At 36.5% G+C, this 16525-nt stretch carries 13 protein-coding genes; 1 reads left to right on the plus strand and 12 read right to left on the minus strand.

The window, feature by feature from the left end; translation table 11 throughout:
* Window positions 1–403: 403 nt before the first annotated feature.
* From ACN0U3_RS10140 to ACN0U3_RS10195, 12 genes are all read right to left on the minus strand, one after another.
* A complete protein-coding gene (locus ACN0U3_RS10140) occupies window positions 404–1564 on the minus strand; it encodes an efflux RND transporter periplasmic adaptor subunit (RefSeq protein WP_417266138.1) in 1161 nt (386 codons plus the stop codon).
* A 10-nt stretch (window positions 1565–1574) separates the two neighbouring features.
* Window positions 1575–5906, minus strand: a complete 4332-nt coding sequence (locus tag ACN0U3_RS10145; protein WP_417266139.1) for a CusA/CzcA family heavy metal efflux RND transporter — start codon at window positions 5904–5906, stop codon at window positions 1575–1577.
* Window positions 5907–6134: 228 nt separating this feature from the next.
* Window positions 6135–6533, minus strand: coding sequence for a hypothetical protein (locus ACN0U3_RS10150; RefSeq protein WP_417266140.1), 399 nt, complete (start codon window positions 6531–6533; stop codon window positions 6135–6137).
* Between the two features lie 316 nt (window positions 6534–6849).
* Window positions 6850–8307, minus strand: a complete 1458-nt coding sequence (locus tag ACN0U3_RS10155) for an NAD(P)/FAD-dependent oxidoreductase (protein WP_417266141.1) — start codon at window positions 8305–8307, stop codon at window positions 6850–6852.
* A gap of 152 nt (window positions 8308–8459) precedes the next feature.
* Window positions 8460–8762, minus strand: coding sequence for a hypothetical protein (locus tag ACN0U3_RS10160; RefSeq protein WP_417266142.1), 303 nt, complete (start codon window positions 8760–8762; stop codon window positions 8460–8462).
* Between the two features lie 22 nt (window positions 8763–8784).
* Entirely contained in the window at window positions 8785–9861 is a 1077-nt protein-coding gene (cydB, locus tag ACN0U3_RS10165; RefSeq protein WP_417266143.1) for a cytochrome d ubiquinol oxidase subunit II, read from the minus strand.
* 2 nt (window positions 9862–9863) lie between these two features.
* Complete coding sequence (locus tag ACN0U3_RS10170) at window positions 9864–11198, minus strand: cytochrome ubiquinol oxidase subunit I (protein WP_073218912.1); 1335 nt, start codon at window positions 11196–11198, stop codon at window positions 9864–9866.
* Window positions 11199–11325: 127 nt separating this feature from the next.
* Window positions 11326–12672, minus strand: coding sequence for an MBL fold metallo-hydrolase (locus ACN0U3_RS10175; protein WP_073218915.1), 1347 nt, complete (start codon window positions 12670–12672; stop codon window positions 11326–11328).
* 202 nt (window positions 12673–12874) lie between these two features.
* Window positions 12875–13537, minus strand: coding sequence for a peroxiredoxin (locus tag ACN0U3_RS10180; protein WP_073218917.1), 663 nt, complete (start codon window positions 13535–13537; stop codon window positions 12875–12877).
* Window positions 13538–13652: 115 nt separating this feature from the next.
* Entirely contained in the window at window positions 13653–14252 is a 600-nt protein-coding gene (locus tag ACN0U3_RS10185) for a class I SAM-dependent methyltransferase (protein WP_417266144.1), read from the minus strand.
* 7 nt (window positions 14253–14259) lie between these two features.
* Window positions 14260–14529, minus strand: coding sequence for a heavy-metal-associated domain-containing protein (locus ACN0U3_RS10190; RefSeq protein WP_417266145.1), 270 nt, complete (start codon window positions 14527–14529; stop codon window positions 14260–14262).
* A 64-nt stretch (window positions 14530–14593) separates the two neighbouring features.
* Window positions 14594–15412 carry a sulfite exporter TauE/SafE family protein gene (locus ACN0U3_RS10195; protein WP_417266146.1) on the minus strand — a complete coding sequence of 273 codons (819 nt, stop codon included), beginning with the start codon at window positions 15410–15412 and terminating at the stop codon, window positions 14594–14596.
* Window positions 15413–15765: 353 nt separating this feature from the next.
* Between ACN0U3_RS10195 and upp the strand changes: the two genes are divergently transcribed.
* Window positions 15766–16422 (plus strand): uracil phosphoribosyltransferase, encoded by a 657-nt coding sequence (gene upp / locus ACN0U3_RS10200; protein ID WP_417266147.1) that lies wholly within the window; start codon window positions 15766–15768, stop codon window positions 16420–16422.
* Window positions 16423–16525 lie beyond the last annotated feature (103 nt).

A 16525-nucleotide genomic window follows, 5' to 3' on the forward strand; every position in this document is an offset into this window, starting at 1 on the left:
TATTTCTCAAAACTCCAAACGACCAAAGGTCCCTGAGTGCGTTTGAATGTTGGTAAAAGCACTCTCGCAAAGGCGCTAAGTCGCTAAGATTTCGGTAAAGACCTACAAGGAGGCCTGTTCCGATTGGCAGCGGAAAAGACAACGCCTTGCAGGATATTGGCGTTCTACGATTATCCTTAACCTCTTCCGACAGCTGGATTGTAAATATAGCTCTCAATTGACCTATCACGCAGCTACCACCCTCCCCTAAAAAATAATTTCGTATAAATATTTAATAAAGTATCAAGGGGAAGGAACTCGTAACCGTCAGAAACTAGATTATACATTTCTTTTTTCGACTTCATCTTCAACTTCATCTTCAACTTCAACTTCAACTTCAACTTCGATTTCGTTTTCAACTTCATCAGTGACTATGCCCACCAGCACCTTCTTCCTGCATCAAAACGAATCCGCCTTTGGTTAAAAATTTACTATCTTTTTTAAACTCCGAAGCATTTTCTATACTTGTATAGCCGTTGTAAGTTGCACCTATTTTTACTGCTACGGGATGTAATTCGAATTCTTCAGCATCTTCTTTCTCAATTAGTAAAACGAAATTCTTTCCTTCCAGTTCTACTATAGCGTCTTCAGGAAGTGCTAAGTGGTTTGAGGTGCCAATCACGATTTGTGCTTCTACAAACATTCCTGCCGTGAAATTTTGCTCGTCTTTTTCGTCTATATGGCCGTGAATCATTGCGATTCTTGAATTTGGATCTATAGAAGTTCCAACCAAATGCACATCACCTTTAAAAGTTTCGGTGGAAGCTTCTGGCACTGAAAACAGTATTTCCTGATCTTTTTTAAGTTGAAGCAAATCTTTTTCAAAAACCTTCAATTCCATATGAATATGGTCGGTGTTCATTATCTCAATAATCTTATCGGCTGGCGAAACGTAAGTTCCCGTGTTTACATATACTTGCGTTACATTGCCATCAATCGGGCTATAAATATTTACTTGCGAAACTATATTTCCAGCGGCTACGGAAGCTGGATTTATATTCAACATTTCGAGGTTTTTCTTTAAACTATTACTTCGCGCTAAGGCTGTTTTATATTCACTTTCGGCTTTTAAAAAGCTTTTCTGTGAGGTTATGTTTTCTTCCAACATCGTTTTTTGTCGCTCGTATTCCGAATTAAGATAAGAAAGCTGCGCCACAGTTTCCATATAGGTTTGTTGCATTGTGATAAACTCAGGGTTTTCAATAGTTACCAGACGTTGTCCTTTGGTAACTTTACTCCCAACCAACAAAGGTGTGTTCTTTATATAACCTCCAGCAAAAGCGCTAACCACCGCTCTGCTCTGTGGCGGCACATCAATAACTCCACTAGTTTGAACCGTTTGGGCAAATGGCTTTTCGGTAAGTTGACCGATTTCCATTTTGGCATTTTCAAACTGTGCTTTTGAAAGGTGAATCATTTCGTCCTTCTCCTCTGAGGAGGTTAGGTGGGGACTTTCTTTTTCTGAATTGTTACAGGATGCCAAAACCAAGGCTAAAAGCAACAAAATTGATTTTATATAATTCATAACTAATTTTTTAAAGCGTTAAATAGTTGATAGCAATTACTGCTTGGTTGTATTTGTTGAGATTTTCTAGATGTTGTAATTCAATTTCGTAGGCGTTTTCAAGACTTTGGATGTATTGAAAAAAGTCTATTTCTCCATTTTTGAAACTGATATTGGCTGTCTTTAAAATTTCTTCTGAAAGTGATTTTCCTTCGGTTTCGTAATACTGAAGTGCATCTTCATATTTTGAAACTTCATTGAGCAACTGCACTTTTCGCGAATCCAAGTGAATTTTATAATCTTCAGCTTGTTGCTGACTTACATCTGCGGCAATCTTTGATGCTTTTATTTTTGAAGCATTTCCGCCAAAAAGCAACGGAATTTTAAGTCCGATTTGATAGGCGTACAGATTCTGATTTAAACCAGAATTGCTTCCCAAAGAATAGGAAAGACTGATGTCTGGAAGTAAGCGCTGCTTTTCAAGACTGCTCTTAGCTTGAAAAAAGTTGTTTCTACTTTCATAATAGTCTAATGCTGGATGTTGTTCAGAAGCTGCAATTGAAAGTTGAAGTTTCTCAAGGGGTTGCTCAGAGATAAGCAAACTATCTTTAGATTGAACTACAGTTTTTAGCTGCTCCAATGCAATTAATACATCTTCTTTAGTCTGATTGAAATCGGTTTCTAACTGTCGCTGTTTGGCGCGAGCGGTTATTTTTTCTAGGTAATTTGTTTCACCTAATTCAAAACGGCGTTGCGCTGCGTGCGCAAAATTTTGATACAAACTATCCAATCTCTCATAAACACCTACTCTGTTTTTCTCATATTGATATTGATAATAGGCTGCTGCAACAAACCCTTCAGTTTTGCGTTTTTGAAGTTGGTATTGCTTGCTTTGCATTTCAAACTGACGCTTATTTACATGCTGTTCAGCGAAGTAAACTGTTGGGAAAAGAAAGTCTTGTTCCACACCAAAAACTTTAAGAGGCTCATTGTTGGGCGCCATATTGTTTTCGTCAAATTCATAAAAAACGGTGGTTTTATCAAAACGGAAAGCACTACCAATTAAAGCATTGGCTTCATCCATCTGAAGTGAGGAAGCTTTGAGTCCAGCATTGTTTTCCAAAGCCATTTGCTGTAAATCTTGCAACGATTTCGGATTCTGCTGAGCCAATCCTGAAAAACTTAGAAGTAGTACGAGAATTGTAATTGGCAATGACTTCCCTAATTTCTTTTTAGGCTTCTTCTTTTTATCAGAATCAAAAATTGAAAATAACACAGGTAAAACTATTAAGGTTAGAATTGTAGCTGTTATCAAACCACCAATTACCACAGTAGCTAATGGTCTTTGAACTTCAGCCCCAGCATTTGTTGAAACAGCCATCGGTAAAAATCCGAGTGCCGCTGCCGAAGCGGTTAGTAATACTGCACGTAAACGGTCTTTTGTACCTTGTACTATAAGTTCGTTTTTATCTGTCCTTCCTTCTTTTTTAAGTTCTTTAAAATGTTCTATTAAAACAATTCCGTTAAGTACGGCAATTCCAAAGAGGGCTATAAAACCAACACCTGCCGAGATGCTAAAAGGCATATCGCGAATCCAAAGCAACAACACGCCACCAACCGCTGCCAAAGGAATTGCAGAGTAAATCATCAAAGCTTCTTTTACTGAATTAAAAGCGAAATAAAGCATTATAAAAATCAGCAGTAATGCAATGGGGACGGCGATTAAAAGTCTGTTTTTTGCACTTTGAAGATTCTCAAACTGACCTCCGTAATCAATGGTGTAGCCAGCAGGGAGTTTAAGGTTATCGTCAATTATTTTTTGAACATCATCAACTACACTTTGTAGATCGCGACTTCTAACATTTACCCCAACTACAATGCGACGTTTTGTGTCGTCTCGGGAAATTTGCGCAGCACCTTTGGAGTATTTTATTTCAGCAAGTTCACTTAAAGGAATTTTTCCACCAGTAGGAATATCAACATAAAGGTTTTGAAGATTTGAAAGATCACGACGGTTATTTTCATCTAAACGAACCACTAAATCAAAACGTTTTTCACCTTCAAAAATGCTTCCCAAAGATTTTCCAGCGAAGCCCATTGAGATCATTTCATTTAAATCTTCAATGTTTAAACCGTACCGTGCTATTTTATTTCTGTCGAACTTTACATTCATTTCGGGTAGGCCGGCAACTTTTTCTACGATAATATCATCGGCACCTTCAACATTTTCTATTAGGCCTTTTATTTCGTTCGCCTTTTTATTTAGTATATCGAGGTCTTCTCCAAAAATCTTAATCGCAATATCTGCTCTAACTCCTGTAATAAGTTCGTTAAAACGCATTTCGATAGGCTGGGTGAATTCCACTTCCATCCCAGGAATTATTGCTAAGGCTTCTTTAAATTTCTCAGCTAACTCATTTTTAGTTGAGGCGGATGTCCATTCCTTTATTGGTTTTAAAGTGATTATAACATCACTTTGTTCCATGGACATTGGGTCTGTAGGAACTTCTGCGGCACCAATACGGCTAACCACTTGATCAACTTCTGGGAAGTTATCAATGAGAATTTTTTCAATTTGAGTAGTAATATCAATGGTATTGCTAAGAGAAGTCCCCGTTTTTAATACAGGCTGAATTACAAAATCACCTTCGTCAAGCGTAGGGACAAACTCGCCACCCATAGTAGTAAAAATATAAACAGTAACTGCAAGGATTAAAATAGCAATACTTAAAACCAGTTTTTTCGCTCTCAATGCCCAACGAATTGAAGGTTCGTAAAAACGATTTAAGAAAGTCATTATCCGAACAGAAATGTTTCTTTTGGAAGCTTCCTCGGGTTTTAAAAATAGGGAAGCAGCTACAGGAACATAAGTAAAACACAAAATCATAGCTCCGATAAGCGCAAAACTAAACGTCATCGCCATTGGTCTAAACATTTTGCCTTCCACACCGCTTAATGAAAGAATGGGAATAAAAACTATAAGAATAATAAGTTGCCCAAAAATGGCAGAATTCATCATTTTTGAAGCGCTATTCCAGGTGAGGTTATCTTTTGCTAATCGCCTTTCTGATAAAGGAAGTGCATTGAGTTTTGAAGCGTTTTTACTAATTTGAAAAGCGACAAATTCAACTATAATTACTGCACCGTCAATGATAATTCCAAAGTCGATAGCGCCAAGACTCATCAAGTTTGCGTCCACACCAAATAAGTACATCATCGAGAGCGTGAAAAGCAAAGACAGCGGGATAACAGAGGCTACCACTAATCCTGAACGGAAATTCCCTAATAGTAACACCACTACAAAAATTACAATAAGTATCCCGAGAATAAGGTTTTCAGCAATTGTAAAGGTGGTTTTACCAATCAGCACACTTCTATCCAAAAACGGATTTATATAAACCCCTTCAGGTAGAGATTCTGCTATTTCTGCAACTCTTTCTTGTACGGCATTTATTACTTGATTGGAATCGCCATCTTTCAGCATCATTATCTGTCCGAGGATTTTTTCGCCTTCTCCATTTCCAGTAATAGCACCAAAGCGTGGGGCGCTACCAAACTGTACTTTGGCGACATCCTTCACATAAATAGGGAAGCCATTATCGTTTTTCACTACAATATTTCCAATATCTTCTAATGAAGTAGCCAAGCCTTCCCCGCGAATAAAATAAGCTTGATTTTCCTTTTCAATATAACCACCGCCAGAAACACTGTTGTTTTTTTCTAATGCAGTAAATATTTCTGAAGCGGTAATATTCATCGCATTCAGCTTGTTGGTATTTATAGCAACTTCGTATTGCTTTAAATGTCCTCCCCAAGTATTTACTTCAACTACACCAGGAATTCCGGAGAGCTGTCTTTTTACAATCCAATCTTGAATGGTACGCAGTTCAGTAGTGGTATATTTACCTTCATAACCTGGCTTTACGTCTAGAATGTATTGATAAATTTCGCCAAGACCAGTGGTTATCGGGCCCATTTGAGGTGTGCCAAATCCTTCGGGAATATTTTCGGATGCAGATTGAATTTTCTCTGCAATAAGTTGTCTGGGCAAGTACGTACCCATACTTTCTTCAAAAACAATAGTAACTACTGAAAGTCCAAATTTTGAAGTAGAACGAATTTCAACAACTCCAGGTAGGTTTGCCATTTCCAACTCGACAGGGTAGGTGATAAACTGTTCCATATCCTGAGTAGAAAGGTTGCGGGAAGTGGTAATAACCTGCACTTGATTGTTGGTAATATCAGGAACAGCCCCAATAGGTAATTGTGTAAGTGAAAACACACCAAAGCCAATCAAAACAAGGGTAAATAACCCGATAATGAGTTTATGGTTGATGCTAAATTGAATGATTTTTGATAACATAATTATGTGAAACCTTTTAGATTTCCAACAGCTATAAAGCAATATTGAAAAATGAAACAAGAGGTAAATGGTTATTAGCCACCAAGTCATTTTGACAGTAATAAACCACTACAGTAGTCTTTGGGAAAAGGATTTCCCAGGGATTCCGCTAAAAAGCGGAATTAGCTCAACTAACAATTTTTAATTCATTGCTTTGCAACTTTTAAAAATTGAGTTTCACTAATTTAATTATGCAATTTTAGGAGGTTGAAAGATAGAAGCTCTTTCAAGGAAGGAATATAAATCTTGGTAATAAAAATGTGGATTTGAAGTATTTAAAACCACCGACTTCTCTAATGAAAATTCATACCCGACAACAATTACCTCTGCCACTAAATGATTGCAGCTATTATGCTGAAAAGGAAGTTTTTCGTGCGGGGATTTTTCACCTTGATGCGAATTTTCGTGTTCTGCTTTTAAATCGCCGTAATGTTTTTCAAAAAAGGTAAAGAAATCATCGCCGTATTCTTCTGAATGATATTCAGCATGCTCAATTAAGTCGCTGAATAAAAAAACATCTGAAATACTAAGCCCTACGCTTTGAAAAAAGACGAGAAAGGAGAGCGATATGGCGACAATTGTTTTCAATTATGCCTCAAAAATATGTATTTTTTTTCGATTTTTATATGATTTGTATCAGCTTAGTATCCTGCTTTTCGCGTTCCTCCGTGACCACCTGCCACTATGAACATTATTTTTATACTCAAGTAAATAAACTTGAAAAATTGTATGATGGGATTCATCATAAAAAAACGCTTGGTATTTGAAATTCTTTTTGTTGCCATTGTAATTAGATTTGAGTGATTTAGAATAATGACTTGGATTATGTTTAAAAGTTTAGGGTTTATAAGTTTAAGGACTTGTCAAATAAACATTTAAACTCTAAACTCAAAAACTGTTTAATTTATTCTGGAATCAACCACCAAAATGGCTTCATCTTCGCCTTATACATAAATGCGTGGTGCAAAAATAATTTTAACCAATGTCCAGCCAATCCTATCTCACCAAAAGTTTTGCCTAATTTCCTCCCTTGTGTATTTGGGTATTTTATGTAATCTGGAACAATTGGGAATGTGGTTATGCTTACGCCACTACCTTTTGTCATTCCATATCCTGCTGAAGCAACACAAGCGGCACCCATATTGCCCATAGAACCTTTGTGATGTCTGCTTTCTTTTTTGTTTTTAATACTATCGATGATATTGTCGGCAACCAGTCTTGCAGTCATTCCCGATGGCATTCCTGTGCGCGGTGGCGAAGGAGTTATATCGGTCCCGTTCGGGCTTTTTCTCGGTCTTGAAATAGGATGTGGCGGTGCAAAGGCAATTCCTGGCGCAAAAATATTGTTGTAAATGGGATTTTGATATGTTTCTGGCCAATCCTGAACCGTCCATTCTTCATAAGGCTTGGGAGTGTAATCGGCATCCACAATCATAAATCCTTTAAATAGCTTTTCGGTTATATCTTGATTGTTTTTGTCAAAAGCTTTAAAGCCGTGTCCTGAAAAAGAAGGAAGTAACATTGCAAAATCGTATGCTATGCTTTTAAATTCTCCGTCCAAGTTTTCATAATGCGCTTTTCCATCTTCTATCTTAGTAATTCCCGCACCGAGAATCCATTTAATGCCCCGATCTTCAAAAACCATTTCAATCATTTCATTGGACTTCATAATGTTGCTGCCATAGCTCAACAGCATCCCGTCCATACCAAAATCACCGAGTTTATATTCGTTAGAAATCCAAGTAACCTCAGCCATATCCCGAACATTATGTCGACGAAGTTCTTGTTCCACATTCAATATATATTCAAACGCAGCTCCTTGGCAAGTGGCTTTTGCGTGTCCAGTACCGACTACAATCTTGGCTTTTTTACCGTTTTGCATCTCTTTAATAAGGGCGCTTAATCCTTCCCAAGCGTGATCGGCATGACTATAGGTACAAACTGAATACGTTTTGTTTGTGCCGGGAACAAGACCTTCGGTAGCTTCAAAATTGAGTTTTGGCCCTGTGGCATTAATAAGGTAATCATAAGTCACTTTCTCGGTTTCGCCACGTTTATCATCTGAAACGTATTCAGCAATAACAAAGGGTTCATTTATTTCAGCATCTCCTTCTGGATGAAAGGTTACTACTTTGGCTTGTTTAAAATCAATTCCCTTCTTCTTGTACAAAGGCGCTAAGGGAAAAAGTATCTGCTTAGACTTCATTCGGCCTACCCCTACCCATATATTGGAAGGAATCCATTGATAATTACTATTTGGAGAAACAACGACAACTTTGTGTTCCTTTTTCAACTTTCTACGGAGATGAGATGCAGCGACGTGCCCTGAAATTCCAGCTCCTAATATTACAATTTTTGCCATGGTTTGAAAGTTTAGACATTATCAATTAATTCATTTTTGAATTCTAAATATGACAACAATCATATTGAAAATGAACAATCTATATCTACCAAAGATGGCATAATTATTTAACCGAAACAGTAACTTTTGTTACACAGAAGAAATATTTTGCCTTACCTTTTCTTATTCAACTTATTTACAATTAGCTTAGTTAGCATTAACCCAATAGCGCCACCTATTAGTGATACCATAATATTCACCGCAAAAAGGATATAGTTTACTTCCCCTGATTTCATGATGGTGATAGGATCAAAACCAAGTCTTCCAAATGTTTTAATAAAAAAGATACTTCCAAAAATTCCTGCGATGGTATTTCCTGTAAATCCCATCGCGTATTTCTTCTTTAATACACTTAATAAATTAGCCCCGAGGATACCAATAAAAATACTGAGTATGGCAATAAGTGTATCTGTCATAATAGAGTAATTGTAAAATTTACTAATGTTCGCCGTAACCAACATCGTCCATTTTACCTTTAAAGACACGATATTGAATAAACATATAAACAGCTACTAAAACGGCAGCTATCGCAAACCAATACACGCCAACAGAAAGACCATACTCGTCTGCAGCGACATTATAAAGCGTTAACGATGGATTTACATCGTTGGTAGAAGGCAATACTTTTGGAAAAATTGAAGTTACCGTAGAAGCTAAACCTCCAAATAGAAATAACGTTGAAAACAAGAATCCCAAACCATCTTTTTTAAACGTCTTTACTTTAAACAAGCCGAAAAGCCCAGTGAATGTAATAATCGGGAAAATCAAAAGCCAAGGATATTTTATGAAATTGTGAAATGGATTTGGCTCAATTACGTGCCAAGTGAGTAATGAGGTTATCACTAAGACCAACAGAACGAAATTTAAATTAAAAATTACTTTTTTAAGCTTTTGATTTAAATCTGAATTGGTTTTAAAAACAATCCAGTTTGCGCCATGTATTGCCAAAGCTACAACCCCAATTACCCCAAGCAACAATGTAAACCAGTCGATTATACCTAGATGTTCTGAGTGTGGACTAAAAGTTGAATTCCATAAAGGCAAAAAGAAAAAATGAGGTTCGTGTGCAGAAACACCATCGGTAACCATTCCTAAATTTACGCCTCTTACTATGTTTCCCAATGCTATTCCGAAGAATAAAGCTAATAGTAAACTTGAAATACCGAAGGCTTTATCCCAAATAGCTTCCCACATGCTGTTGTGAATTTGTCCTCTTAATTCGAGACCTATAGCCCGAAAAATGAGTAGCCATAAAATCATTATCAACGGCAAATAAAATCCGCTAAACGATGAAGCGTATAAGGTTGGGAAAGCAAAAAACAATACACCTCCAACAGCAATTAGCCATACTTCATTAGCATCCCAGAAAGGTCCAATTGCATTTCTGATTGTCTTTTTATCTCTTTCTTTTTTTGCGAAGAATAGGTGGATAATACCTGCGCCAAAATCGTAACCATCTAAAATTACATAAATGGTAAGCATAGTCATTAAAACGATATACCAGAATAATTCCATAGTTAGATTTGTTTTGTGGTTTCAGGTCCTTTATTGATGATTTTTCCAGCTAACATTATAAATAATAAACCTAGCAATAAATAGAGTCCGATAAAACCGAGCAATGTGAACAGGGTGTTTCCTGAAGAAACTGTTGGTGAAATACCATCTACAGTTCGCAAGAGATTATAGACTAACCAAGGTTGCCTGCCTAATTCGGCGGTGTACCAACCAGCGGTATTGGCTATGTACGGAAAGGGTAACATAAACATCAATGACCATAGTATCCATTTGGTTTCGTAGAGTTTCTTTCGGAACAACTGAATGTTTGCAAGAAGTAATAATCCAATGAAAATTGTACCTAAACCAACCATAATATGATACGAGTAGTACAGCCCTGGAATGTTTGTGGGATGTACACTTTCGTCAAATTCATTTAATCCTTTAATCTCGGCATCCCATCTTTGGTAAGTTAAAAAGCTGAGCACATTTGGCACTGCAATTTTATTGTCTAGTTTTTTATTTTCTACGTCTGGTTGGCCAATTAATATTATCTCCGCGCCACCATCTTCGGTTTCAAAAATACCTTCCATTGCAGCAAAAGTTACTGGTTGATGAATGGCAACGTTTTTTGCCATCCAATCTCCTGTTGGAAAAGCCACTACAATACTAGCGACCAAACCGAAAATAACGCCTGTCTTTACGAAGAGTTTTCCGAATTCACTATGTTTATTGTTCAATAGATAAAATGCGCCAACTGCTGCCACTACAAAGGAAGAAGTAATTAAAGACCCCATTTGATTATGTAAAAATGCGGGCATAAGCCAAGGATTTGAAAATAAGGCTCCAAAGTTATTAAGTACAAATTTCCCATTTTCTAAAATCTCATAACCTACAGGATATTGCATCCAAGAATGTGTAGCAATAATTAAATAACCACTCGCCCAAGAGCCTAAAAACACAAGAAAACCAGTAAGGAAATGTAGCTTTTGGCCCATTAACTTTTCTCCAAAAAGAAATAATCCTAAAAACGAAGACTCTAGAAAAAATGAAAACATTCCCTCCATCGCAAGGGTTTGACCAATGATTCCGCCAGTAAGTTCAGAAAATTTAGCCCAATTGGTTCCAAATTGAAATTCCATTGGAATCCCTGTAACCACACCCATCGCAAAGTTGAGTGCGAAAATCTTCATCCAAAACTTGGCCGCATCGTTATACTTATCAATTTGGGTTCTTAAAAATCGCCATTTAAAATAGACTATCATTAATGATAGCCCCATAGTTAACTGCGGAAATAAATAATGAAACGTGATAGTAAATGCAAATTGCATTCTATCATAAAATATCATGTCTTCCATAAATGAGTGTATCTCGGATGATTCAAATTTAGATAATTACAGCAACTATCTTGGTAACACTTGTTACATAAATGAAGAAAGGATGTATTTGATTACGTCCTTTCTCATATTTAGGCGTAAAGTTTATTTAATCTTTAAAATCATTTATGCGTTGACTTAAATCATACACATTTACTTCAGTAACCATATTTTCAACAATACTAGTTCCTGAGGTACTTCTGTATCCTCCAGCGCAATGCACTACGATGGGTTTATTTGTTGGAATTTGGTCTTTAGAATCCCTCAATTCATTAAGCGGGATGTTTATTGCATTGTCAAAATACTTACCTTCTGCGACTTCACTTCTATTTCTAATGTCGATAATTGAATAAGCATCTTTGTTTTTTACAAAATGCTCCAAATCGATTTCCTCCACTTTTTTAAATGAAGCTTCGTCTGAAAGTGTAACGACTGCTTCAATTTGGGTTTCATATCCTATTTTGGCAATTCGGGCAACAATTTCATCTTTATCATGAATAGAATTTAAAACCAAATAGAATTTCTCTTCGGGTTTTACTATTGCTCCCAGCCACGTTTCCACTTTGTCGTCTTCACCACGGGCCATAATATTTATACTGCCCGGAATATGGTTCTTTTTGAAAACCGTTTCATCCCTAACATCTATAATCAAGCTGTTGTCTGGAAGATTATCTACGCATAACATCAAAGGAACGTCGCCTACATTTTTTCCAAAATTGCTTGCTCCATTTTTGTTGATGTCGACATTATACCCAAAGTAAGAAGGAATAAAAGGTTGATCGCTTAGTATATGATCTACAAATTGTTGCTCTGTTTGCTTTTTGAACGCCCAATTGCCAATTCGTTCATTTCCGAGCGTACTGGAAGAATCTGTACTCATATTTTTACCACATAACGAACCTGCTCCGTGTGCGGGATATAGTATGGTTTCGTCGGGTAGATGATTAAATTTATGCTGCATCGTATTGTACATACTTTGAGCCAATTTTTCGCGCGTAGCTCTCATATTCCCGGCTTTTTCACGTAAATCCGGTCTCCCTACATCGCCAATAAACAAGGTATCGCCCGAAAACATAACGTGTTTGTCGTTTTCATCTTTGGCTATAATGGTAATTCCGTCTGGGGAATGCCCAGGCGTGTTGATTGCAGAAAATAATGTTTTACCCAAGGTAACGGTATCTCCATCATCAAAAGTTTTGTGCGGATAACTCGCTCCAACCAATTTACTCACATAAATTGTCGCCCCTGTTTCTTTGTGTATTTGAAAATGGCTACTAACAAAATCGGCGTGTGGATGTGTTTCAAAAACCGCTACAATTTTAGCATTGTTTTCTTCAGCATATTTATAATAAGGCATTGGGTCTCTTGCTGGATCTACCAATGCCATTTTGCCTTCGCTGATTATTGCATACGAATAATGCGCTAATGGAACGTCTTGAAATTGTTTTATTGTCATATTTCTATACTATTTTATTCTACTTAAGATTATTAAATTGAAGTCATAAATAAGATGAATACTACTTCGGTTTGTCAGATTGAGCCTGCCTACGTGCCTTTGGCAGGTAGGCAAAGTCGAGACCTAAATATAAATATAAAAGTACTCGACTTAACCCGATTTGATATGAAAACTTATTTAATCAAATTTTTTCATTAAACTATTAAAGGCTCTTTTTTGCCAAATACCAATCTACTTTTTCAAGTGAATCGTCTGCTAACCTTTCATTTAACTGGTCTAATGTTTTTGGAGGCCCTACAATTACTTTATCGCCTTTTTTCCAATCTAATGGCATTGCAACATTATGTTCATCCGAAATTTGAAGTGCTTCTAAAGAACGTAAAATCTCGTCCATATTCCTTCCAACATTTAATGGGTAATACATAATTAACCGGATTTTTTTACTCGGATCTATAAAGAATACCGCGCGAACTGCTGCTGTTTCACTTTCATTGGGCTGAAGCATTCCGTATAGCTTTGACACCTTCATATCAATATCGGCTATAATTGGGAAATCGAAATAAACCCCTGTATTTTCCCGAACATTTTGAACCCAACCTAGATGTGAGTGAATACTGTCGATGCTTAACCCTAAAAGTTCTGTATTCAAAGCATCAAACTCGCTTTTTCGCTGTGCAAATCCGCTCATTTCTGTTGTACAGACTGGTGTAAAATCGGCTGGATGTGAAAACATTACAACCCATTTATCTTTAGCGAAATCTGAAAATTTTATATTTCCTTTGGTTGTAACGGCGGTAAAATCCGGTGCTTTATCGCCAATTCTCGGCATTGTATTTATGTGTTGTAATTCTGCATTTGCTTCCATAGTAATTTGTTTTTGTTATTGCTTTTATATTTTCTATAAAATTAAACTATATTAAACTACTGCACAGTAACACAAGTTACATAAGCTTGTAAATTACTAATAATCAATTAAATAATTAAGAATCCAGAACCTTGCCAACAAACCGAATAACCGAAGCCGTGCCTTTATGGTGTTCCCCCTCGTTAAGCTCAACAAGTTTTTTTGTTAATTCTGTAAACTCAACGTTTGGGAATTCGTTTTTTATTTCTTCAATTGAAAACAGCATCTTTTCATTTTTTGGCCCTCCAGAATTATACTCCAATTGTTCTTTTGAAAAAGCTTCAAAAATTATGATGCCTCCGGGCTTGACATACGAAACTAATTGTTTGTGAATCTGAGGCCTTGTTTCAAATGAAAAATGAGCATAGCATAGTGCCAGCACATCAAATTTTTCTTTCGAAATAAAACTTTCAGCATCCGAAATTATATAATCCAAACTCACTTGGTTTTGTTCTGCCAAATGCAATGCTTTAGATTTCCCGACTTCACTACTGTCAAAAGCGGTAACGTCCCAGCCTAATTTTGCGGCATAAATCGCATTTCGACCTTCACCTTCAGCTGGAAAAAGAATTTTCCCTGGCGTAAGTTTGTCAAGCTTCTTTTTAATGTAGGCGTTTGGTTGCGTGCCATAGACAAATTGTTTGTCGCTATATCTATTGTCCCAAAACCCTGTCATACTAATTTTATTTTGAAAGCTTACCCGTCGCACAACTTACAAACGACTTGGCTTTGGATGTTAATGAGTTTGAATCGTCTATGGAAGGATACCCCAAACTTTTCAGTTTTTCTTTAACCATTTGGGCTTCTTCAGGGCTTGTAGAGCTGAAAGTTACAGTGCTTTCATCTATAACTACTTCTACATCAGAAATATTTTGAATTGAAGATAGGTTTGTGGAAATTGTATTGGCACAACCGCCACATTTTAAGTTTTGAACTGTTATTGATGTTTTCATTTTTTTGTGAATAAGATTAATTTATAAAAATATGATTTATACCCCAGAGCCGAAGTAACATAAGTTACACAGCACTATTTACAAAAAACTCCATATAGAAGATGAATATGGCCATTACAAATATGAAATAACCAAAGCCTATTTTTAGTTTGGTGCCGTTTATAAAGTTGCTTAGATAGCTGCCAATAAAAATGCCGATAAAAGACAAGCCCGTGAATAACATTAAAAAAGGCCAATCGATTGCCATTGTCAAGGCATCTCCAAAAAGGAAACCAAGTAAAGATTTGAGGGCAATAATTATTAGGGATGTACCCACGGCAACCTTCATTTTAACTTTTGCCAATAATACGAGCGCAGGAATAATTAAAAAACCGCCTCCAGCACCAATTAAACCGGTAATAGATCCAACCACTACCCCTTCTAAAATAATAAGTGGATAATTGTATTTAACTTTTTCACTTTCATTGCTCGTTACTTCTTCTTTTGATTTAAGCATTGATATACCTGCAGGAATCATTAAAACAGCAAACAAGCCAAACATCCCCATACGCCTGGTAAATTCAAAGTCGTTTATTGAAAACAGAATATCTGGCAACCAAGGAATAACAAAATATCGGATTAACGTAACTCCTACTATTGCTGGAACACCGAATACAATAGCAGTTCGCCAATCTACAAAACCTTTTAGATGTTGCTTTATTCCACCCACCAAAGCACTCGCCCCAACAATAAATAAAGAATATGCAGTTGCGGCTTTTTCATCGATTGAAAATAAATATGCCAAAACGGGGACGGCCAAAATAGAACCACCACCGCCAATAATTCCGAGGGAAATACCGATTGCCAGTGCACTTATATAACCGAAAATTTCTATTAATTCCATAGATTTTTACTTCCTGCGAAAATAGTACTTATAAATTCCTTGGGCAGTAACAAGAGTTACATTGATAACATATAATATTATTTTTCAATAAGTTATGATTCGGCTCACCCTTTTGTATAATTGAAAAGCATCATTACTTCAGAAATTGCACATATTATTACGTTATCGCTTCATTTAGATCGTTAATACATGGTACTTCAATAATTCCTAACTTCATTAGACTAGTTATTTTTGAAATTGTTGGTATACATCTAAAATCAAGGTATAAATCAACTTACTATTTTATTTTAATTCATCGTGAAGAAATTGTAACTTCGAACTCACATTTTTTTTAACCGATTGATTCATAAATTATGATAATCCACGACTTTAGTAAAGAAAACACCCTGATTAACCAGTACATTTGTGAAGTTCGCGATATTTCTATCCAAAAAGATAGCATGCGCTTTCGGAGAAACATTGAACGGATTGGAGAAATTTTAAGTTATGAAATGAGTAAGACTTTGGAATACACTTCTAAGTCTGTTACAACTCCGTTGGGTAAAAAAACGATTAATGTTCCTACTTCCGATCTTGTAATTTGTTCTATTCTACGCGCTGGAATCCCTTTGCACCAAGGAATTTTAAATTATTTTGATGGTGTAGAAAATGCTTTTGTATCTGCTTACAGACATCATCCTCACGGAGGAGATGATTTTGAAGTAATCGTTAAGTATTTAGCGTCTCCCTCAATTGAAGGAAAAACCTTAATTCTGGCCGATCCAATGCTCGCAACTGGAAAAACGCTGGAAAATGTTTTAAAAGCAATGGAAAATCACGGGGAGCCAAAAGAAATTCACATACTATCTATAATTGGAGCAAAAGCTGGAATTGAACTCGCCGATATGATTTTTCCTAAAAACACACATCTTTGGATAGCAGCTGTTGACGATGCGCTAAACGAACGTGGCTATATTGTACCAGGACTTGGTGATGCAGGAGATCTTTGCTATGGGCCGAGGCTTGATTGATTTTAGATGGTAGTTGGTAGTTCAAGATAATACAGCTGTTTTATCTCTCGCAAAGACGCGAAGGCACAAAGGTTTTATTTTCTATAAAATTGAAGAATACTTC

The sequence above is a fragment of the Brumimicrobium sp. genome (assembly GCF_048268645.1).
Taxonomy (GTDB): Bacteria; Bacteroidota; Bacteroidia; order Flavobacteriales_D; family Crocinitomicaceae; genus Brumimicrobium; species Brumimicrobium ulvae.